We start from the raw sequence: 20,493 nt of genomic DNA, 5'->3' as shown, positions 1-20,493 counted from the left end.
CGGGCAGTCGAGGCGGGTGAGGCACGCTTCCGTCCGCAGCACCGGGGAAGGCCGGGAAGCAGACCCCTGCGCCGGGTTGACCGCCCCGGACCTGTCCGGGCATCCCGGCCGTATCCTGAAAACGCCATGGTTTATCTCGATCACGCCGCCACGACCCCGGTACGTCCCGAGGTGCTCGCCGACCTCACGGACGCGTTCGGCCTCCTCGGCAACGCGTCCTCGCTGCACGAAGCCGGACGGCATGCCCGGCGAGTGGTGGAAGAAGCCCGGGAGACCCTTGCCGAAGCGATGGGCTGCACCCCGCACGAGGTCGTGTTCACCAGTGGCGGCACCGAGGCCAACAACCTCGCGCTCAAAGGCCTCTACTGGGCGCGGAACGCCCAAGATCCGACGCGGCAGCGCATCCTCGTCAGCGCGGTCGAACACCACGCGGTCCTCGACCCGGCGCGGTGGCTGGCCGACCACCAGGGGGCCGTCGTGGAAGAACTTCCCGTGGACTCCTACGGGCGGCTCCACCCGGACACCCTGCGGGAAGCGATCGAACGCGACCCCGCGAGCGTGGCACTGGTCTCCGTGATGTGGGCCAACAACGAGGTCGGCACCCTCCAGCCGATCCCGGAGCTCGCCGCGATCGCCGCCGAGCACGGCATCTGGTTCCACACTGACGCGGTCCAAGCCGTGGGCCTCGAAGACATCGACTTCGCGGCGAGCGGCGTGTCCGCGCTGACCCTCACCGGGCACAAGCTGGGCGGGCCTGTGGGGGTGGGGGCGCTACTGCTCGCCCGCGGCGTCGACCCGGTCCCGGTGCTCCACGGCGGCGGCCAGGAGCGCGACGTCCGCTCCGGGACCCTGGCCACCCCTCTGATCCGCGGGTTCGCTACCGCGGTGCGGCTCGCGGTAGCCGAGCGGGAAGAGCACGCAGCTCACCTGGCGGACCTGCGTGACGAGCTTGTCGCCGCGGTACGCGGAGTCGTGCCCGACATCCGGGTCAACGGGCATCCCACCGAGCGGCTCCCCGGCCACGCCAATATCGGTTTCCCCGGCTGCGAAGGGGACGCGCTGCTCATGCTGCTGGACGCCCAAGGCATCTACTGCTCTACCGGGTCAGCGTGTTCCGCTGGCGTCTCCCAGGCCAGCCACGTGCTCCTGGCGATGGGCGCCGACCCGGACACAGCGCGGGAATCGCTGCGCTTCTCCCTGGGCCGCGGCTCTACTTCAGCCGACATCAAAGCCCTCGCGGACGCGATCGGCCCGGCCGTGGCGCGCGCCCGGCAGGCGCGGGCCCGCCGCCGCGCCTAACCGCAGCGCGTCCTTCTCCTCGGCTGCTTCCGCGACTGGCGGGGTGCACGCGTCCGGCACGCGTGCACCCCGCCAGGGCGGGCATCAGCGCCCCAACTGCTTGCGGATGGGTTTGAGGAGCTGCTCGATAATGCGCCACTCAGGGTCCAGTTCACTGGTGACGGAGGCCTGGCCTTCCGACCACTCCCGGGCAGCCTTCTCGAACTCGGGGAAGATGCCCGACTCCGGGTCGAGGTAGAAGTGGAAGACCCGCTGACCGCCGAGAGTCTGCACCGCGAACAGGGCACCGTTGGCGCCGAGCATTTCCCGCAGCCGCAAGGCGTAGGACTCCAAGGCCGCCGCTGAGGAGCCCGTGGGCAGGCGGTCCTTGTCTGCCTCCGTGTAGGAGGCCACCACTTGGACGTACAAGGTGAGCGCGGGATAGTCGCGGCGGTGCAGGGGATGGCGTGCCGACAACTGCATGGCGCCCCGCAGCGGAATCCGCCCCTGCAAGGTGACCCATCCGCCTCCCCCGCTCATCCCGGAGAGCTGCCGGACCACGGCAGGCACCGACGTCGGGGGGAGCGGGTCGAGGGGTTTCTCCACGAGCGGCTTGACCGAGTCGACCCAGCGCACCATGTCGTCTTCGCCGACAGCCAGCAGCATCACATGCTCGGCGACCTCGCGCTGGGTCTCCTCCGGGAGGAACATGAAGTCAGGGTGGTAGACGCCCGCCTCGATCTTCCCGGTGGCGTGGTTCACCCGCATCGACACCGAGACGTGCGACAGGTCGAGCTCGTGGTCGTGCCACGTGATCGTGCGGGACAGCTGGGCGTGGTCGGCGGGACGGGCCGGGAAGAACGTCCACTCGGCGTCCTCCGGCGCGGCGCGGTACCAGCGTTCCGCGAGCACGCGGGCCTCGTCGTCGTCCCCGGCCCGCAAGGTTAGCGCATATGAGGCGCGTGCGGAGGCCGGTTCGGCGTCCAGGCTGGCCAAGAGCGCTTCCGGGCTGTCCAGGGACTCGAACGGGGAGGAGGCGAGGTTGGTGGGCGCGGGTTCAGGCGCGCGCGACACCTCCCAGGTGAGGGAGGGGTGGATACGCTGCACCCTCTCATCGAGCTGCTGGGCGACCTCGGCGGGAACCGGGGCCCCTTCGTCGATGGACGCGGCCAAAGCGCTGCGGAGCTCACCCCACCCGGACCAGAAGTCGTCGATGGCGACAGCGGACTCGTCGGAGCGGCGGCGACGGAACAGAGCCATACCCTGATTTTCGCAGAGTCTCGCGGTGTTCTCGCCGGGAACACCGCGCTGCCGCCCCTGGTTTCCTTTTCCGGTAAGAGGGGTGGGAAAGAACGTTTAGGCTGGAAGATGTTATGACTCTGCGAGTATTGGCCGCCATGTCGGGCGGCGTGGATTCCGCCGTGGCCGCCGCACGGGCCGTCGAGGCCGGGTACGACGTCACCGGCGTGCACCTGGCGTTGTCGTCCAACCCCCAGTCGTATCGGACGGGGGCACGTGGCTGCTGCACGATCGAGGACTCTCGGGACGCCCGCCGGGCTGCCGACGTGATCGGTATCCCGTTCTACATCTGGGACATGGCCGAAGAGTTCGACCGCGACGTGGTGCAGGACTTCGTCGCCGAGTACGCGGCCGGCCGCACCCCCAACCCCTGCCTGCGCTGCAACGAGAAGATCAAGTTCCAGGCGGTGTTGGAGCGGGCTCTGGCTCTCGGCTTCGACGCGGTGTGCACGGGGCACCACGTGCGTTTGGAGAACGGCCGGCTGCGGCGGAGTGTCGACGCGGCCAAGGACCAGTCGTACGTGCTGGCGGTGCTCACCCGCGAGCAGCTCGCCCACGCCATATTCCCGTTGGGTGACTGCACGAAGGAGGAGGTGCGGGCCGAGGCTGCGCGACGCGGGCTCACCGTGGCGGACAAGCCGGACAGCCACGACATCTGCTTTATCGCGGACGGGGACACGAGCGGTTTCCTGGAACGCCGGCTCGGCAGCAACCCGGGTCCCATCGTGGACGAGACCGGCCAGGTGGTCGGCGAGCACCTGGGAGCACACGCGTTCACTGTCGGCCAGCGCCGCGGGCTCAACCTGAGCGGTGCCCCCCACCGCCGTTATGTCCTGTCGATCGAACCGGTGAGCAACACAGTGCGGGTGGGGCCGCGCGAGGCGCTCAAGGTGGACCGTATCGTCGGGGAGCGTCCCGTGTGGTCGGGGTGTGAGCCGCCGGAGGAGTGGACGCCGTTCCTCGTCCAGCTGCGGGCCCATGGCGAGGTGTACTCCTGCCGGGCACGGCAGTACGAGGGGCGGGTCGAGATCCTGCTGGACGAGCCAGCGCTCGGCGTGGCGAAGGGGCAGGCAGCGGTGTTGTACGACGGCGACGTGGTGATGGGCTCGTCGACGATCGCTGAAACCTCCCGGGTGGAGCAGGCGGCAGCGAACCACGCCGAATGAGCGGGGCGAAAGTCCTAAAAGTTCTTTTCGTCCGACTCTGTCGCTTTAAGTTAGGTAAGGCATAGCATAGTTCTCCCTGGGAGTGTTGGGAGGGCTTTGCATGCCGTACGAGTTCCTGGAGGGCCGTCCCTTCTGGGTGGTCTACCTCTCCCTGCTCGGCATCGTCTTCGCGAGGGCACAGGCCACCTATTGGCTCGGTCGCGGGCTCGGCGCCGGAGTGCACCGCTCCCGCCTCGGCCAGCGCATCGGACCCCGTCTGGAGCATGCCGAAAACCTCATCAACCGGTACGGCCCTCCCGCGGTCACCCTCTCCTTCCTCACCATAGGAATCCAGACCGCGGTCAACCTCACCTCCGGGGCGATGCGCATGCGCTTCGTCCGCTACCTGATCGCGATGTTCGTGGGCTGCCTGGCCTGGGCCGCGATCTACAGCCTCGGCGGAATGGCAGTCCTCGCTGCCTGGTGGGGACTGTTCCTCCACTCGCCGTGGGCGGCCACAGCGGCGGCAGCAGCCGTCATCGCCGCGGTAGTGGGCGTGAAAACCTGGCGGAAGCGGCGCAGCGCGGCGGCACCCGCAGGCCTATCGCCGACGGCACCGGCCCCCGCACCGGTGCAAGCGCAGCAGCCGGCAGAGTCGGCGCCGCAGCACGCCGAAGCCCCCACCCTGCCACCAGCGCCGTAGCCCCTGTGCCGGGGACGCGTCCAGCCGGACCCGCAGCCAGCGGGACGATGCCCTCGGCGGCCCTCGACACCGTGCTCCGGCCCGGGCCGCCCCGCGGCGACCGTGCCGCGGCTGCGCGGCCCCAGGGCCTGGGCAGACCGCACGCCTGCGAGCGGTGCACTACCGCACCGCCACAGCCGTAGACCACGCGGAACCCCGCACGGTCGGGAAGATTCCCAGTGCGGGGAAGCGAGTCGTCTACTCTGATGCCTCGTGAATGAGGAGCAGCGCCATCCCTGGCAACCGGGGGCCTACACCGGTATCGGATCCTGGCCCGGCACCGATCCGGGCGAAGCCATCCGCACCATCCTCGGGGAGCTTCCCCACCTGCCGCACCTCCCGGAACTCCCGGGACGCGGCCCGGGAGCCGACATGATCGGCCGCACCGGGGCCCTGCTGGTGGAACTGCCGATCGAGGTGCAGCCCTCAGGGTGGCGGGTCACCCAGCGGGCAGGCCGCGACCTGACACGGGCCCGCAGCTTCCTCTCCTGGGACCTCGACGCCCTCGAAGAGCACACCTCCGGCTATACGGGTCCGCTGAAAATCCAGGCGACCGGGCCGTGGACCATGGCGGCCTCGGTAGAGCTCCGCAACGGCGAGAAGATGATCGCCGACCTCGGAGCAGTCGCGGACCTGTGCGAATCCTTCCGCGAAGGACTGCTCGCCCACCTTGCCGAAGTGCGCAAACGGGTCCCTGAAGCGACAATCCTGGTCCAGGTCGACGAACCGTCGCTGCCCGCCGTGCTCACCGGCTCAGTACCCACCGCGAGCGGATACGGGCGGCTGCGCGCCGTGGACCGAGTCCTCGTGGAAGAGCGGCTGCGCGCCCTGTTCTCCGCGATCGACACCGCCGGAGGGTATCCCCTCGTGCACTGCTGCGCCCCCCGAGTCCCCGTCGACCTGCTGCGCCGGTGCGGGGCCCGCGCCCTCAGCCTCGACGCCACCCGGCTCACCCGCGAATCCGATGAGGCCATCGGCACGGCAGTGGAGTCCGGGGTGGGACTCCTCCTCGGCGTAGTACCCGCGGTCGACAGCCGGATGTCACCCCCGGTCGATACGGTCGAACCAGTACGTGAACTGTGGCACCGCATCGGTTTCGACCCCGAACACGCGACCCGTGACGTGGTCATCACCCCCGTGTGCGGGCTTGCCGGAGCATCCCCCCGGCATGCCCGAGCCGCACTCGACCTGTGCCGCGAGGCCGCTCGGGTGCTGCGTGAGGAACCACGGCCCCGGCAGTGAACGAAAGGACGCGTGCGTGAGCGCACCAGACCCGACCTTCTCTGACGACGTCCCCGCTGACGTGCGGGAAAGGCACGCCCGGCTGAGCCAGGATCTCGACGACTACAGCTACCGCTACTACCTCGGCTCGCCGATCATCTCCGATGCCGAGTACGACCAGTTGATGGCGGAGCTGCGGGACCTGGAAGCCCAGTACCCGTCCCTGGTGACCCCTGATTCGCCCACCCAGAAGGTGGGCGCGCCCATCAGCAACGAGTTCGCTCCCGTAGAGCACCTGGAGCGGATGCAGAGCCTCGACAACGCGTTCAGCGACGCGCAGTTGGAGGCGTGGGCGCACCGGGTCAGCGCGGAAGTCCCGGTTGACGCGTTCCTGTGCGAGCTCAAAATCGACGGTCTCGCCGTGGCCTTGGTGTATGAGAAGGGGCGCCTGGTGCGTGCCGCCACCCGGGGAGACGGCCGGATCGGGGAGGACATCACCCTCAACATCCGCACCATCGACACGGTGCCGCTCCGCCTGGACGAGTCCCGCTATCCCGCGCCCGAACTGCTTGAGGTGCGCGGTGAAGTGTTCCTGCCGGTCAAGGCATTCGAACAGCTCAACTCCCGGCTCGCTGACGAAGGCAAGCCCCCGTTCGCCAACCCCCGCAACGCCGCGGCCGGGTCCCTGCGGCAGAAGGACCCGCGGGTCACCGCGTCCCGGCCGTTGAGCATGCTGGTGCACGGGATCGGCGCGCACCGCGGGGTGACCATCACCCACCAGTCGCAGTCCTACGAGCTGCTGGCCGCATGGGGACTGCCGGTCAGCGACCGGGTCCGGGTGGTCTCCACCCTGGACGAGGTGCGCGAATATATCGCCTACTACGCGGAGCACCGCCACGACCCCGAATACGAGATCGACGGGGTCGTCGTCAAAGTCGACGATGTCTCCCTGCAGCGCCGCCTCGGCTCCACCAGCCGGGCCCCGCGGTGGGCGATCGCCTACAAGTACCCGCCCGAGGAAGTGACCACCAAGCTGCTCGACATCAAAACCAGTGTGGGCCGCACCGGGCGGGTGACCCCCTATGCGGTGCTGGAGCCGGTGAAGGTCGCCGGATCCGAAGTCGAGTTCGCCACCCTGCACAACGCCCAGGAAGTGGCCCGCAAAGGCGTGCTGATCGGCGACACCGTGGTGGTCCGCAAAGCCGGGGACATCATCCCGGAGGTCGTGGGCCCGGTGGTGGAGAAGCGCACCGGCACCGAGCGGCCGTTCGTGATGCCCACCGAGTGCCCCGAGTGCGGCAGCCCGCTCGGCCAGCAGAAGGAAGGCGACGTCGACCTGCGCTGCCCCAACACCCGCTACTGCAAAGGGCAGTTGCGGGAGCGGCTCGCGTTCATCGCCGGACGCAAAGCCCTCGACATTGAAGCCCTGGGCTACGTGGCGGCCACCGCCCTCACCCAGCCGTTGGAGCCGGCCGAACCGCCGCTGCGGGACGAAGGCGACCTGTTCAACCTGACGGTTGAGCAGTTGCTGCCGATCCGCACGCTTGTCCTCGACCCGGACACCGCCGAGCCGAAGATCGACCCGAAGACCGGCAAACCCAAGGTGGTGAGCTTCTTCGCTAACCAGAAGGGCGAGCCGAAGAAGATCGTCGAGAAGCTGTTCCAGCAGCTGGAGGAAGCGAAGAAGCGTCCGCTGTGGCGCGTGCTGGTCGCCCTGTCCATCCGGCATGTGGGCCCGCGCGCTGCCGAGGACCTTGCCCGCCACTTCCGCTCCTTGGATGCTATTGCTCAGGCCAGTGAGGAGGAGCTGGAGGCAGTCGAGGGGATCGGTCCGACCATTGCCCGGTCCATCGTCGACTGGTTCTCCGTGGACTGGCACCGTGAGATCGTGGAGAAGTGGCGGGCCGCAGGGGTCCGCATGGAGGAGGAGGGCGCCGACGATGGTCCCCGCCTGCTGGACGGCATTACCACGGTGATCACCGGCACACTGGAGAAGTACAGCCGGGACGGAGCGAAGGAGGCGGTGCAGAAGCTCGGTGGCAGGGTCACCGGGTCGGTGTCCAGGAAGACTGACTTCGTCGTGGTCGGAGCAAACCCCGGTTCGAAGTACGACAAAGCTGTGAAGCTGGGGGTGCCGATCCTTGACGAGGCAGGGTTCGAGGTGTTGCTCACTCAAGGTCCGGAAGCGGCCAGGGCAGCCCGTCTCTCCGAGGATGAATCCGTCCTGAGCTGAGCATTCCCGGCCAAAAAGTCGGTCTGATCACCACCAGGACCTGATGTCAGTCTGCTAGGGGAGTAATACGATACGCGATCGAAAGGTCACCGCTGCGGTGTCGTTTGAAGCGGAAAGGGACACCCGCCACAACCATCGGTTTACTGAAAGTCTGCAATCAGCGACACTTGGTGACGAAACGGCGTAAGCTGACCAGCAGCGGTCCAAGCCGTTCGCGACCGTTTTCCGGGTCCGGACATGTCCGGAAAACCGTCGTGTCAGAACCCGTGCGGGGCGCGAAGGGCGGAGGGGAATTCGGCCGTCCGCGCGTTCCACGAACCATCCCGAGGACGTCATGAAAGATCCCACCAGCACCCGGGATGTCGGCCCCCGGGTCGGGACGCCGCTGTGGCTGTACTTCGCCAGTACCACGGTGGCCGGTTGCGTTCTCCTCGTCGTGTCCCTGATCTGGCTGGGGGCTGACCGACTCCAGGTGTTCGCTACCGAGCCGCTCGTGTGGGTCCTGCTGTGCATGGTGATCATCGGAGAGTTGCGTCCTATCGCCGCGCAGCGGCCCACGGGCGGGAACGCCCCTACGTCCCTGCCGTTCTCCTTCGCCCTCGTCATCTACCACGGCCTGCCGATCGCCGGGCTGGTCCAGGCCGTGGGCTCCCTCCTGGCAGGGGTCACGCGCGGACAGGAGCCGCACCGCATCGCGTTCAACATCGCCCAGTACACGCTGAGCTTCGGGGTCGCGGACGCTGTCATCCAACTGGCCTACCCCCGCACCCCCCTCGTGCCGTGGGTGCCGCAGGGGTCGGGGCTGGTGATGGTCGTCCTGGCCGCGGGCGCCTATTTCGTCACCAACCTGCTGCTGGTCGAGTGCGCGGTCGCCATGCACGAGCGCATCCCGCTGCACCGGGTGCTGATGAAGGACCTCGGCTACCGCCTCTTCGTCGCCGGGGTCCTCCTCAGCTTGGCGCCGCTCGTCGTCATCGCCATGGCGCACTCGATCTGGCTGGTGCCGCTGTTCTTCTTCCCGCTTGCCGCGCTGTACAGCAGCGCCTCCCTGTCGGTGAAGCGCGAATACCAGGCCAACCACGACGAACTCACCGGCCTGGCCAACCGCAAGCTGCTGATTCTGCGCACCCAGGAGGCGCTCAGCGAAGCCCAGGAGCGCCGGCAGTGCGTCGGACTCCTCCTGCTGGACCTCGACCGTTTCAAAGAAGTCAACGACACCCTGGGCCACCCCACCGGCGACCGGCTGCTGCAGACCGTCGCCTACCGCCTCACCCACAGCGTGCGCCCCGGAGACCTGGTGGCCCGGCTCGGCGGGGACGAGTTCGCGGTGCTGCTGCCCCAGGTGCGGGACGCGGCTTCGGCCCGCGAAGTCGCGGCGCGGCTGCGGGTCGCTTTGGCGGAACCCCTGCGCCTGGACGGGATGGACTTCGACCTGGAAGCCAGCATCGGCATCGCGCTCTACCCCGACCACGCCCCCGACTTCGAACTGCTGATGCAGCGCGCCGACGTGGCCATGTACGTGGCCAAGGAACAGCGCACCGGGGTGGAGCTGTACGCTCCGCACAAGGACCGGAACTCCGCGGCCCGGTTGAGCCTGTTCGGGGAACTGCGCCGCGCCCTCATCGAAAACGAGCTGGAGATGTTCTACCAGCCGATCGTCGCGCTGGCCGATGAGCGCGTGGTCGCGCTGGAAGCCTTGGTGCGCTGGCGGCACCGCCGGAGGGGGATCCTCCCGCCGGAGGAGTTCGTCCCCATGGTGGAACAGTCCTATCTGATGCGGAGCTTCACCCACGAGGTCATCGAGCAGACGTGCGCGCAGGCTGCCCGCTGGTGGAGCGAGGGCATCACCCTGCCCGTGGCGATCAACCTGTCTGCCCGGGAGCTGCTGGACCCGACCCTGCCGGAGAGCATCGAATCCGGGCTGCGGCGGTACCGGCTCCAGCCGAAGGCCCTGCGGCTGGAGATCAGCGAACGCGCCCTGGTCTCGGACGCGGAAGCGATCATTCCCGCCATCATGTCCCTTGCGGAGCTGGGAGTCACGGTCGCGTTGGACGACTTCGGCACCGGCTATTTCACCTTGGCCCGCCTCAACGGCCTGCCCGTCGGGGAAGTCAAGGTGGACGGGTCGTTCGTCCGCCACGTGATCGATGATTCCGACAGCAAGGTGGTCGTAGAAGCCGCTGTGGACCTGATGAACACGCTGGGACTGCGGGCTATCGCCGAAGGGGTGGAGAATGCGGAGCAGGTCGAAGCGGTCCGCGCCCTCGGCTGCTATGCGGCCCAGGGCCGGTACTTCACCCCGCCGCTGGATGCGGGTGCGGTCACCGGATGGCTGCTGGAGCATGGTGACTTGGCGATCTCGCCGTCGGCGAGCAGCACCGGGACATCCTGGCCGCACAGCGGAATAAGACCACCGACCACCCCGCAGCAGCCATAGGATTGACCTGTCCGAATCTGCCGAAGGAACGGTTTGCAATCCATGTCCGCCATCACCCGTGATGAGGTCGCGCACCTCGCCCGGTTGGCGCGGCTGGCGCTGCCCGAGGACGAGCTCGACCAGCTCGCTGCCCAGCTTGATGTGATCATTTCCGCTGTGGCCAAGGTGCAGGAGGTCGCCAAGGGCGACATCCCACCGACCTCGCACGCTCTGCCGTTGACCAACGTCTACCGTCCTGACGAGGTCAAGCCCGGCCTCACCCCCGACCAGGCGCTGGCGGAGGCTCCAGCGGTGGAGGACGGCCGGTTCCGGGTCCCGCAGATCCTGGGGGAGGAAGGATGACCGAGCTGCTCAAGCTGAGCGCTGCTGAACTCGGCGCGGCCATCGCTTCAGGGGAGACCTCCGCGGTCGAAGCCACCCAGGCCTACTTGGACCGGATCGCGGAAGTCGACGGCCAGATCCACGCGTTCCTCCACGTCGCCGCCGACAAAGCGCTGGAACAGGCCCGCGCGGTGGACGCCCGGCGCGCCGCAGGGGAGAAACTCGGTCCGCTGGCCGGGGTGCCCGTGGCGCACAAGGACGTGTTCACCACCAAGGACATGCCTACCACCGCGGCGTCGAAGATCCTCGAGGGCTGGCAGTCGCCCTACGACGCCACGGTCACGGAACGTCTCCGGGACGCCGGGCTCGTCATTCTCGGCAAGACCAACCTGGACGAGTTCGCCATGGGGTCCTCGACGGAGAACTCCGCCTACGGTCCCACCCGCAACCCGTGGGACACCGACCGGGTGCCCGGCGGGTCGTCCGGAGGCTCCTCTGCCGCAGTAGCCGCTTTCGAAGCCCCGCTGGCGACCGGAACCGACACCGGCGGCTCCATCCGGCAGCCCGCGGCTGTGTGCGGCCTCGTCGGCGCCAAACCCACCTATGGCACGTCGTCGCGCTACGGTCTGATCGCTTTCGCGTCCTCGCTCGACACGCCCGGGCCGATCGCCCGCAATGTCCTGGACGCGGCTCTGCTGCACGAGGCGTTCTCCGGGCACGACCCGCGCGACTCTACGTCGGTGAACGAGCCGGTGCCTCCGGTGGTGGAAGCGGCCCGACGCGCCGACGTTTCCGGAATGCGCATCGGCGTGGTCAAGGAGCTGTCCGGCGAGGGCTACCAGCCGGGTGTGATGCAGCGTTTCACCGAGGCTGTGGAGCTCTTCGAGTCGCTGGGCGCCAAGATCGTCGAAGTGTCCTGCCCGAGCTTCACCGCCGCGCTCGCGGCGTACTACCTCATCGCGCCCAGCGAGTGCTCGTCCAACCTGGCCCGCTTCGACGCCATGCGCTACGGCCTGCGGGTCGGCGACGACGGGACGCGGAGCGCCGACGAGGTGATGGCGCTGACCCGCGCCCAAGGGTTCGGTCCCGAGGTGAAGCGCCGCATCATCCTGGGCACCTACGCGCTGTCGAGCGGCTACTACGACGCCTACTACGGGTCGGCGCAGAAGGTGCGCACACTCATCAAACGGGACTTTGAAGCCGCGTTCCAGCAGGCTGACGTGCTGGTTTCGCCGACGACGCCGACTACGGCGTTCCGGCTGGGCGAGCGCATCGACGATCCGATGGCGATGTACCTGGCCGACCTGTGCACGATCCCGACGAACCTGGCGGGGAACGCTGCGCTGTCGGTGCCGTGCGGGCTCGCTCCGGAAGACAACATGCCGGTGGGCCTGCACATCATGGCGCCGACGCTGGCCGACGACCGCGCCTACCAGGCGGGTGCGGCCGTGGAGGCGGCCTTGCGGGACAAGTGGGGCGGCGACCTGCTGTCGCAGTGCGCCTACGCGGTCTAAACACGTCCTGAAGCCGCTGCAGCGCCTCCGGGAGCCTCCCGGAGGCGCTGTGTGTTGTGTGCGGGGCACGGCACCCCGCACACAGGAGGAAGGCCCCCGCCGCGGCTGCGGCAGGGGCCTTCGCGTCAGGTAGCGTCTCTCAGCAGAGCGGAGACGGATCAGGCGTCGTCAGCGTTGCTCTTGCGCTTGCGGGCCAGGTACATTGCGGCACCGCCACCGCCGACGGCGACGACCGCAGCGGCGATCAGACCGCCGAGCGCAGCACCGGTCACGGGCAGGCCGGGCTTGTCGTCAGCCGGAGGAGTGGGCTTCGGCGACTCCGTGGCAGGCGGGGTCTCGTCGTCGCCCGGGGTCGGGGTCTCGTCGTCACCCGGGGTCTCGTCATCGCCCGGGGTCTCGTCGTCACCCGGGGTCTCGTCATCGCCCGGGGTCTCGTCGTCCGAGGGGGCGGGAGCGGTCCAGGTGACCTTGACCTCAGCGCTGGCGGTGGTCTCGGCCTTGTCTGCGGTGATCAGGGTCTGGGTGGGCGGGTCGCCCTGCAGGCCCTTGAACAGGCGGCCGATCTCCACGGTCGCGGAGACGGAAGCGCTGACGGTGGCCTCGCCGTCCGCAGTGCCTTCCGGCACCAGCACGCTGAACTTGTCCTCGTTGCCGACCTCGGTGACCGGGTTGCCCTCGAGGTCAACGGTCTGGACGCCCTCCGGGCCGTTCAGGGTCAGCGGCACCGAGCTGGCGGTGGTGGAGACCGTGAACTCACCGATAAGGCCGCCGGACTCACCCGAAGCCTCGTTGGGGCTGATGGTCAGCGAGGCCGGAGCCTGCTGGATCTCGGTGGCGTTCTCGATGAGGTAGTTGTAGAGCTTCCAGACCTTCTTCGGGGTGCCCTTCTCCTTCAGGTTGACACCGTTGCTGAAGTGCCAGATCGCGGCCTGGGTGGCGGAGAGGGCGTCCTTGGCGGTGAGGTCCTTGATCCCGGTCCGCTCGCTGAGCTGGTCCGCGGAGAGCTCGGGGTAGGAGTTCTGGAGGATCCAGAGGACCTTGCCCGGCTGGGAGTTGGCGAACTCGCCCTCACCGGGGTATTCGCTCCAGTCCCCCTCCTCGTACTTCGCCTTGGACCGGATGGGGGTCTCGAAGTCGATGCAGTAGGCGGGGATCTTGGTGCCGTCGCTGAGGGTCAGCTGGAAGAGGACGGTGCCGACCGAACCGCGGTCGAACGACAGGGTGTGACCGCTCGCGACGTTGCCCGTGTACTGGGCGTCGGCACCACCGGAGTAGTGGTCAGCGAACGCGGGTGCGGCCGACATGCCGAAGGCGAGGAACGCGGCGGTCGCCGTACCGGCGACAGTGACCAGCGCGCGCCGCACACCGCGGGGTGTACGGGAGGAAGAGTCTGTGGTCAACAAGTCGTATCCCAGAGTTGTTGAGGGGGTGGACAGGCGATCCGACCGTGCGGGACGCCGCGTGCGGCCAGGGGTCGCACGGGGACCGCGTTTGAGGAAAGCAACTCGATCGTTGGTGCTTCGATGCGGGTGCCCGGTCGCAGCAGAGAGTGGACGTGTGGCGTCAGGCCGCTCACCAGACCACCGGCACCAAAGCCGCGGGGCGGTGGGTATCACCGCACGGCAGATAATAGCCGTCTTTATCCGATCTTTCTACGGTAGGAGAAAACCCCGGAAGTGCTTTTGGTTCTTGAGGTATCAACCATGAGGTGATATATGCACACAAACTTCCGCGGGTTTTTCTTTTCCCGCGGCGACCTGCGGTAATAGGAGTAATGAACCGGACATCTCCGGCGTGGGTCATCAATTTTTATGATGCCGGATAGTCTCCAGGGGAAGAGGACGCGCAGAACAGGTGTCCGGATTACCTAAAGTTGATGATTTTTCTGGGGAAAGCGGAAAGCTCTGGTCGGTCTCGGTCACCTCACTGTGTGTGCCGTCTCACGTGCGGGAAACGTCAGCGCCGCCTACGCCAGGTCACCAGGATCAGTACTGCGCCGAGGCCCAGCAGTGCCAGCGCGCCGGCCAGGACAGCACCCAGCCAGGTGCCGGTGAGGGGCAGGTCCGCTTCGATGCGCTTGTCCTCGGCGACGATCGGCGCGGCAGGCTCAGCAGGCGGCGTAGGGGCAGGCGCTGAGGCGGACTGCTCGGGGGCGGGGGCATCCGAGGGCGATCCGGAAGGAGACGCGGAGGCGGCGGAATCAGGCGCGTTCCAGCTCACGCGCGCCGCGACAGTCAGGGCAATGGTCGCCGTATCAGCGACGACCAAAGGCTGGGTCTGCACCCCGTCCTTACCCGTGTAGACCAGGCCGGGCAGGATTTCTGCCTGGTCGGTGCGCGCATACACGGTGGCCGTGCCCTCCTCGACGTCTGCGGGGAGCGCGAGGAGGATTTCATCGCCGTCACGGGCTTCAAAGACCGGGGAGCCGTCGGCGTCGACCAGCGCGGCTTCTCCAATCCCGTTCACGGTCAGCCGTACCGGTGCGTCACCCGTGGTGTGCACGGTCAGCGGGCCCAGCGAGGACGACGTCTCCCCGACGACCTCGGTCGGGACGAGCCCTAGCGGGGCGTCGGGTTCGGCTACGGGAGTCGCATGGTCCAGCAGGTACCGGTAGAGCGCGTGCACGTGTGCGGCACCGGAGTCCCCGAAACCAGGCGGACGCAACTGGATGCCGTTGCTGAAGTGCCAGATCGCCGCCTGGGTGCCCGCGATCGCCTGTTCGGCGCTCAGCCCGTCGATGCCGCTGTGCTCCGCCACTTCCTCCAACGGCAGCACAGGGTAGGAGTTGCGCACGATCCAGACGATCTTGCCGGCGTGGGCGGCCCCCGGAAGCTGCGGCCACTCCGCCATGGTGTAGGCAGCCGTGTAGTCGACGTTGCGGCTGACGTCCACGCAGTAGGCGGCCACCGTCGTGTCGTCGTCCACTCGGAGTTCGAACAGCGTGGTGGTGGCGGATTCCCCGTTGGTGAAGTGGACGTTCTCGCCAGGGGTCCCGTTGCGGTCGACACGTGCAATAGACGTGGACTCCGCGGCCGCGGGAAGCGAAGGCCCCCAGCAGGCGAGGAGGATGGCTGCGGTGGCGGCGCACAGTCCGGATCGCACGCGGGACAGCAGACTCGGCACGATGTCTTCCAGGCGAAAACAGCGGGTGGCGGGGAAGTGGCTCCCGGCGCGAGCTCAGGGCTGGCTGGCGCGGGGTCGGAACGGTCGAAGGAAAGCCTAACCTCTGGGGCGGGACCCGCTGGCGGTCCCGGCGAAACCGCTGAACAATCGTACGCTTCCCGTAATATCCCAGAAGCCTTCGCCGATGCGGCCCTAAAAAGTCATCCCTGTGTTCGGCCCTCGGTAGGCTCGGAAGGTGCCCGTCGGTGCGCTGCCCGGACGGCGGGCCACGAGGTGCTCAACGACAAGTGACCTGTTCGGTGGGGCAGCACCGGACGGGAACGGTTCGAAACGAAAAACAACGGAAGCGGGTTGTGCGGCGATGGGTAGCGCGGTGACGAGTGACCACTCCGCCAAGGGCGGTGCTACGGCGCTGATGCCCTACGACGAGGTACTGCGCGGGTACGAGCCGGTACTGGGATTGGAGACCCACGTCGAGCTGGGTACCCGCTCGAAGATGTTCTGCTCCTGCGCCACTACTTTCGGCGCCGAACCGAACACCCAGGTGTGCCCGGTGTGCCTGGCGCTGCCGGGTGCGCTGCCGGTGGTCAACAGCGCGGCAGTGGAGAGCGCGATCCGGCTCGGTCTTGCGCTGAACTGCTCTATCGCCGAGTGGTGCCGGTTTGCCCGGAAGAACTACTTCTATCCGGACATGCCGAAGAACTACCAGATCTCGCAGTACGACGAGCCGCTCTGCTACGACGGGTACCTCGACGTCACGGTGGACACCCCGGAAGGGCCGCGCGAGTTCCGGATCGGTATCGAGCGCGTCCACATGGAGGAGGACACCGGTAAGACGTCGCACGTGGGCGGGGCTGACGGCCGGATCCACGGCGCCGAGTACTCCACCGTCGACTACAACCGCGCGGGGATTCCGCTGCTGGAGATCGTCACCAAGCCGATCGAGGACGCCGGGGAGTGGGCTCCCCAGGTGGCCCGCGCCTATGTACGGGAGCTGCGTGACCTGATCCGCGCCCTGGGGATCTCCGACGTGCGCATGGAGGAGGGTTCGCTCCGCTGCGACGTCAACGTTTCGCTGAAGCCGCGCGGGAGCACGGAGTGGGGCACCCGGACTGAGACGAAGAACGTCAACTCGCTGCGTTCGATCGAGCGGGCGGTCCGCCACGAGATCGAACGGCAGGGCGGGGTCCTGTCCGCGGGCGGCCGCGTCGTGCAGGAGACCCGGCACTTCCAGGAGAGCACGGGAACCACTGTGGCGGGGCGCAGCAAGGAGGAGGCGCAGGACTACCGCTACTTCCCCGACCCTGACCTGGTGCCGGTCGCGCCCGACCGCGAATGGGTGGAGCAGCTCCGCGCCACCCTGCCGGAACTGCCTTCCGCGAAGCGGCGCCGGCTCAAGGCCGAATGGAACCTGACCGACAAGGAGCTGCAGGACCTCGTCAATGCGAACGCGGTCGACCTGGTCGAGCAGACTGTTGCCGCGGGCGCTCCCCCGGCTGAGGCGCGCAAGTGGTGGTTGAACGACCTGTCGCGGCGGGCCACGGAGACCGGTGTGGAGCTGAGCGAGCTGCCGATCACCCCGGCCCAGGTCGCCCGGGTCGTGGAGCTGGTTGCCGAGGGGTCGCTCACCAACAAGCTGGCCCGGCAGGTGGTCGACGGGGTGCTCGCAGGAGAAGGCGAGCCGGACGAGGTGGTGGAAGCCCGCGGGCTGCGGGTGGTCAGCGACGACGCTGCCCTGGGCGCGATCGTCGACCAGGCGATCGCGAACAACGCGGACGCCGCCGAGAAGGTCCGCAACGGCAAGATCGCCGCGGTGGGCGCCCTGGTCGGTGCGGTCATGCGGGAGACCAAGGGCCAGGCGGACGCGGGACGGGCACGGCAGCTCATCCTGGAGCGGCTGGGGGTCTCGGGCTGACGGAGGAGTGCTACGGCACGGGCCTCCACCGGGGATGACAGACATGTTGATCACCGAGAGTGATCAACATGTCACATATTCTCGCTATGCTCTCAACCTCCCCGTGACCTTGGTTGACTAGCGTGAGACAACCTGAAGAAGCCGTGAGAAGACCTCGCACCCCTATCGGGAGCGTGGTCTGCCTGGCCCCGCGGCCTTCGGGTGCGCAAGGTCGGGAGAGAGCGACGCAAGCCCGGCAGACCACCTGGACGTAGGTCCTGTCAGTGCACCGGGGCGCATCCCGGGACGTGAGCCCGAAGGACTCCACTGCCGTCAACGGAGGGGTGCCCATGGCTGCGGTCAACACCACCAGGAAAAGCCTCCGCAGAAGCGGAAGCGCCCTTCAGGGAGCCCTCCAGGCGAGGAGGGCGCCATGAAGGGCGGGACACGGGTATGGCTGAGCGCGATCCTGGGCTTGTTCCTGAGCTACGTGTTGGGCACCCTCGTCCGTGTCGGTGAGGTGCCCTTGACTGTATGGGCGGGGACGTGGCCCACAGCGGTGGCGGCCGCAGGAGCGGCAGCTGCACTGCTCTACGCTGCCCGCGCCCGGATGCGCGTCGAGGGTGCGGACGGCGACGTCCCGGACAGTGCCGGGGCGCTGCGGCTGTTCGGGTTCGCTGCCCTGGCCTGGTGTGCGGGGTCAATCACTTACGGGGTCACCGGCCTCCTCAACGCGGGCGCGTTCTCACTGACCTTCGGCGACCTGTTCTCCCTGGTGGCGCTGCCCCTGTTCACGGTGGGCTTCCTGCGGTTCGCGCCGCTGCCGCGACGCCCCCGGGCCCTGGTCCGGCATGTCACAGACAGCTACGTGTGCGCCGCCGCGGTGTTCAGCACCGTGTGGCTGGTGCTCTTCCAACCGCTCTACCAGGAGCTGGGCGGCAATGCGGGGGCCATGGCGTTCGCGCTGGTCTATCCGGTCACGGACATCGCCGTGGTGTGCCTGCTGGCGCCCCTGGTCCTCACCTCACCGCACAGCACCCGGCGCGCGGTGCTGCTCGCGATGGGCGCGTTCGTCACCATCTGCGCTGCCGACCTCATCGGGGCGGTGGGCCGACTGTCCGGGGAGGCGGTCGCGGGAGGAATCGAGTACCCGGTGCGGCTGCTGGGCTTCCTGCTGCTGGGCGCGATCCCGGCAGTGGTGAAGCGGAAGCCGGGAACGGCGCCCCGGCGGATCACCGGACGCGGCCTCTACCGGGTCGCCCCGGAGATCGCCGCGGTCACCGCGTTGAGCACGGCGGCCGTGGTCATCACCATTGCCGGGCTGCGCGCGGAAGGCATCGCCCCGGTGCTCCCGCTCACCGCGGGATCCGCGGTCCTCGTCCTCCTGGTGCGCATGGTCGGCTTGATGGACGAGACCACCGTCTTGGCGCGAATCGTGCAGACCCGGGAGCGACACCTGCACGATCTGGCGGAGCACAGCGGCGACATCATCGTGATCCTGGAAGAGGACTGCCGGATCTGCTACATGAGCCCGGGGGCGGGCGCCATGTTCGGGTACCGCGACGGCGATCCGCTGCTCGCGGAGCCGGTCACGTCGCTCGTCCACCCCGAGGACCTGCCCGACTTGGCCGCTGCCGCCGCCGAGCTGCGGAACGGGGCGGAGAGCGCGCGGGTGCGCGCCCGGGTGCGTGCCGCCGACGGCACCTGGCGGCACACCACGTCCACCGTCTCGGTATACGAACGCCCCGGTGAGCCGGTCCGGTTCCTGTTGACCACGCGCGACATCAGCGCCCAGGTGGAGCTGCAGAAGCAGGTCGACCACCTGACTTTCCACGACGGGGTGACCGGGCTGCCGAACCGCGCCTACCTCGAAGAGCGGGTCCGGGAGGTGCTGAGCGGGCACGCTGAGGCGGAGGGCGGCCGGGAACAGCCGGAGGTCGCCGTCATTTTCCTGGACCTGGACGGGTTCACCGCGGTCAACGACTCTGCGGGGCACGCGTTCGGCGACTACCTGCTCGCCCAGGTCGGACACCGGCTGCGCGCAGTTTTGGACACGGGTGACACGCTGGCCCGGTGGGGCAGCGACGAGTTCGTGGCGCTGGTGGAGGACCGTCCGCGGGCCGACAGCGTGGTCGACTTGGCCGAGCGGATGATCCAGGTGATCGAGGGCGAGCCTTTCCCGGTGGCGGACCGCGACGTGATCGTGACCGCCAGCGTGGGGGTCGCGTTCGCGGAGCCGGGGATCGACGGGGCGGAGCTGCTGCGCAACGCGGACATGGCGATGGCGCGGGCCAAGGAGCACGGCGGCGGCCGCGTCGAGGTGTACGCGGCGCACATGCACGCCCAGGTGGTGGAGCGGCTCGAACTGCAGACCGAGCTGCGGCAGGCGCTCGCGGAGCACGCGTTTGTCCTGGAGTACCAGCCGGTCGTCAGCTTGGAGACTTCCCAGGTGACCGCGGTGGAGGCGCTCGTGCGGTGGCGGCGGGCGGACGGGTCGCTCGTGCCCCCGGAGGAGTTCCTCGGCCCTGCTGAGGAGTCGGGGCTCATCGTCCCGCTGGGCGAGTGGATCCTGCGGGAGGCCTGCCAGAAGGTCGCGGTGTGGCGCGCCACGACAGGGTTGGACATCGGCTTGTCAGTGAACGTGTCGGCCCGGCAGGTGCTCTCCGCGGGGTTCGTGCAGAGCGTGGAGGAAGTGCTCGCGGAGAGCGGGCTCAACGCGGAAGCGCTGACCGTGGAGGTCGACGAGGAGGTCCTGCTGGAGAACCCGGTGGTCGCGGCGGAGCACCTCACCAAGCTGCGCGAGCTGGGGGTCCGGCTGGCCGTGGACGACTTCGGGATGGGCCACGCGTCCCTGTCCCATTTGCGGCGGCTGCGCGTGGACGAGATCAAGATCGACCCGTCGTTCGTCCGAGACTTGGACGCCGATGAGACGGTGACCCTGTTGACGCGGACTCTCATCCGCCTGGGCCAGGACCTGGGGGTGCAGGTGGTCGCTGAGGGGATCGAACACCCGTGGCAGTTGCGGCGGCTGCGGGAGATGGGGTGCGCCTACGGCCAGGGGTTCCTGGTGGGACGGCCGATGGACGCTGCCGGGGTGGAAGCCTTGGTGGGCGGCGAAACGAACGCCGCCGCGCTGTGAGATTCCCGGCACAGTCCGTCCACGGCGGCCGGAGAATGCCGGCGCTTACCCCAAGAAAGTCCAGGTCAGACGGGTGTGGGGGAGAGGGTGCCCATCAGGCGCCCCCGGTTCGAATAGCGGAGTGTGTATCTCACATTGTGAGACGAA

General features: G+C 68.5%; 13 protein-coding genes. 10 read left to right on the top strand and 3 right to left on the bottom strand.

Translation table 11 applies throughout. The features are described 5' to 3' along the window. The first annotated feature begins 126 nt into the window (after nucleotides 1-126). Complete coding sequence (locus CW348_RS06590) at nucleotides 127-1,299, top strand: cysteine desulfurase family protein (RefSeq protein ID WP_011291042.1); 1,173 nt, start codon at nucleotides 127-129, stop codon at nucleotides 1,297-1,299. A gap of 84 nt (nucleotides 1,300-1,383) precedes the next feature. On the opposite strand, the gene CW348_RS06585 is transcribed toward CW348_RS06590, so the two are convergent. Then, nucleotides 1,384-2,538, bottom strand: a complete 1,155-nt coding sequence (locus tag CW348_RS06585; RefSeq protein WP_011291043.1) for a DUF695 domain-containing protein — start codon at nucleotides 2,536-2,538, stop codon at nucleotides 1,384-1,386. A 113-nt stretch (nucleotides 2,539-2,651) separates the two neighbouring features. Between CW348_RS06585 and mnmA the strand changes: the two genes are divergently transcribed. The 7 genes from mnmA (at nucleotide 2,652) to gatA (ending at nucleotide 12,190) form a co-directional block, all read left to right on the top strand. Continuing rightward, a complete protein-coding gene (gene mnmA, locus CW348_RS06580) occupies nucleotides 2,652-3,743 on the top strand; it encodes a tRNA 2-thiouridine(34) synthase MnmA (RefSeq protein WP_287463148.1) in 1,092 nt (363 codons plus the stop codon). Between the two features lie 100 nt (nucleotides 3,744-3,843). Next, on the top strand, nucleotides 3,844-4,425 hold the full coding sequence (locus CW348_RS06575; RefSeq protein ID WP_082797703.1) for a DedA family protein: 582 nt from the start codon (nucleotides 3,844-3,846) through the stop codon (nucleotides 4,423-4,425). 252 nt (nucleotides 4,426-4,677) lie between these two features. After that, nucleotides 4,678-5,706, top strand: a complete 1,029-nt coding sequence (locus CW348_RS06570; RefSeq protein WP_016188264.1) for a methionine synthase — start codon at nucleotides 4,678-4,680, stop codon at nucleotides 5,704-5,706. Between the two features lie 16 nt (nucleotides 5,707-5,722). After that, a complete protein-coding gene (ligA, locus tag CW348_RS06565) occupies nucleotides 5,723-7,918 on the top strand; it encodes an NAD-dependent DNA ligase LigA (protein WP_061783757.1) in 2,196 nt (731 codons plus the stop codon). Between the two features lie 334 nt (nucleotides 7,919-8,252). Continuing rightward, entirely contained in the window at nucleotides 8,253-10,355 is a 2,103-nt protein-coding gene (locus CW348_RS06560; protein ID WP_104612516.1) for a bifunctional diguanylate cyclase/phosphodiesterase, read from the top strand. Between the two features lie 42 nt (nucleotides 10,356-10,397). After that, nucleotides 10,398-10,697: an Asp-tRNA(Asn)/Glu-tRNA(Gln) amidotransferase subunit GatC gene (gene gatC / locus CW348_RS06555; RefSeq protein ID WP_011291052.1), complete on the top strand. Its 300-nt coding sequence runs from the start codon at nucleotides 10,398-10,400 to the stop codon at nucleotides 10,695-10,697. Continuing rightward, nucleotides 10,694-12,190 carry an Asp-tRNA(Asn)/Glu-tRNA(Gln) amidotransferase subunit GatA gene (gene gatA / locus CW348_RS06550; RefSeq protein ID WP_011291053.1) on the top strand — a complete coding sequence of 499 codons (1,497 nt, stop codon included), beginning with the start codon at nucleotides 10,694-10,696 and terminating at the stop codon, nucleotides 12,188-12,190. The genes gatC and gatA overlap by 4 nt, the downstream gene beginning before the upstream one ends. A 158-nt stretch (nucleotides 12,191-12,348) precedes the next feature. On the opposite strand, the gene CW348_RS06545 is transcribed toward gatA, so the two are convergent. Both CW348_RS06545 and CW348_RS06540 read right to left on the bottom strand, forming a co-directional pair. Further along, a complete protein-coding gene (locus CW348_RS06545; protein WP_016188268.1) occupies nucleotides 12,349-13,554 on the bottom strand; it encodes a thioester domain-containing protein in 1,206 nt (401 codons plus the stop codon). Between the two features lie 592 nt (nucleotides 13,555-14,146). Next, nucleotides 14,147-15,313 (bottom strand): thioester domain-containing protein, encoded by a 1,167-nt coding sequence (locus tag CW348_RS06540; RefSeq protein ID WP_011291055.1) that lies wholly within the window; start codon nucleotides 15,311-15,313, stop codon nucleotides 14,147-14,149. Between the two features lie 361 nt (nucleotides 15,314-15,674). Here CW348_RS06540 and gatB point away from each other — a divergent pair, with 361 nt between their 5' ends. Next, nucleotides 15,675-17,228 carry an Asp-tRNA(Asn)/Glu-tRNA(Gln) amidotransferase subunit GatB gene (gene gatB / locus CW348_RS06535; RefSeq protein WP_011291056.1) on the top strand — a complete coding sequence of 518 codons (1,554 nt, stop codon included), beginning with the start codon at nucleotides 15,675-15,677 and terminating at the stop codon, nucleotides 17,226-17,228. Between the two features lie 412 nt (nucleotides 17,229-17,640). Next, the gene (locus CW348_RS06530) at nucleotides 17,641-20,346 is read left to right on the top strand and encodes a bifunctional diguanylate cyclase/phosphodiesterase (RefSeq protein WP_104612517.1); all 2,706 of its coding nucleotides are present in this window, start codon (nucleotides 17,641-17,643) and stop codon (nucleotides 20,344-20,346) included. The last annotated feature ends 147 nt before the right edge of the window (nucleotides 20,347-20,493 follow it).

The organism is Thermobifida sp. (genome assembly GCF_017577275.1).
GTDB lineage: Bacteria > Actinomycetota > Actinomycetes > Streptosporangiales > Streptosporangiaceae > Thermobifida > Thermobifida fusca.
This window is presented reverse-complemented; position numbering and strand designations above follow the sequence as displayed.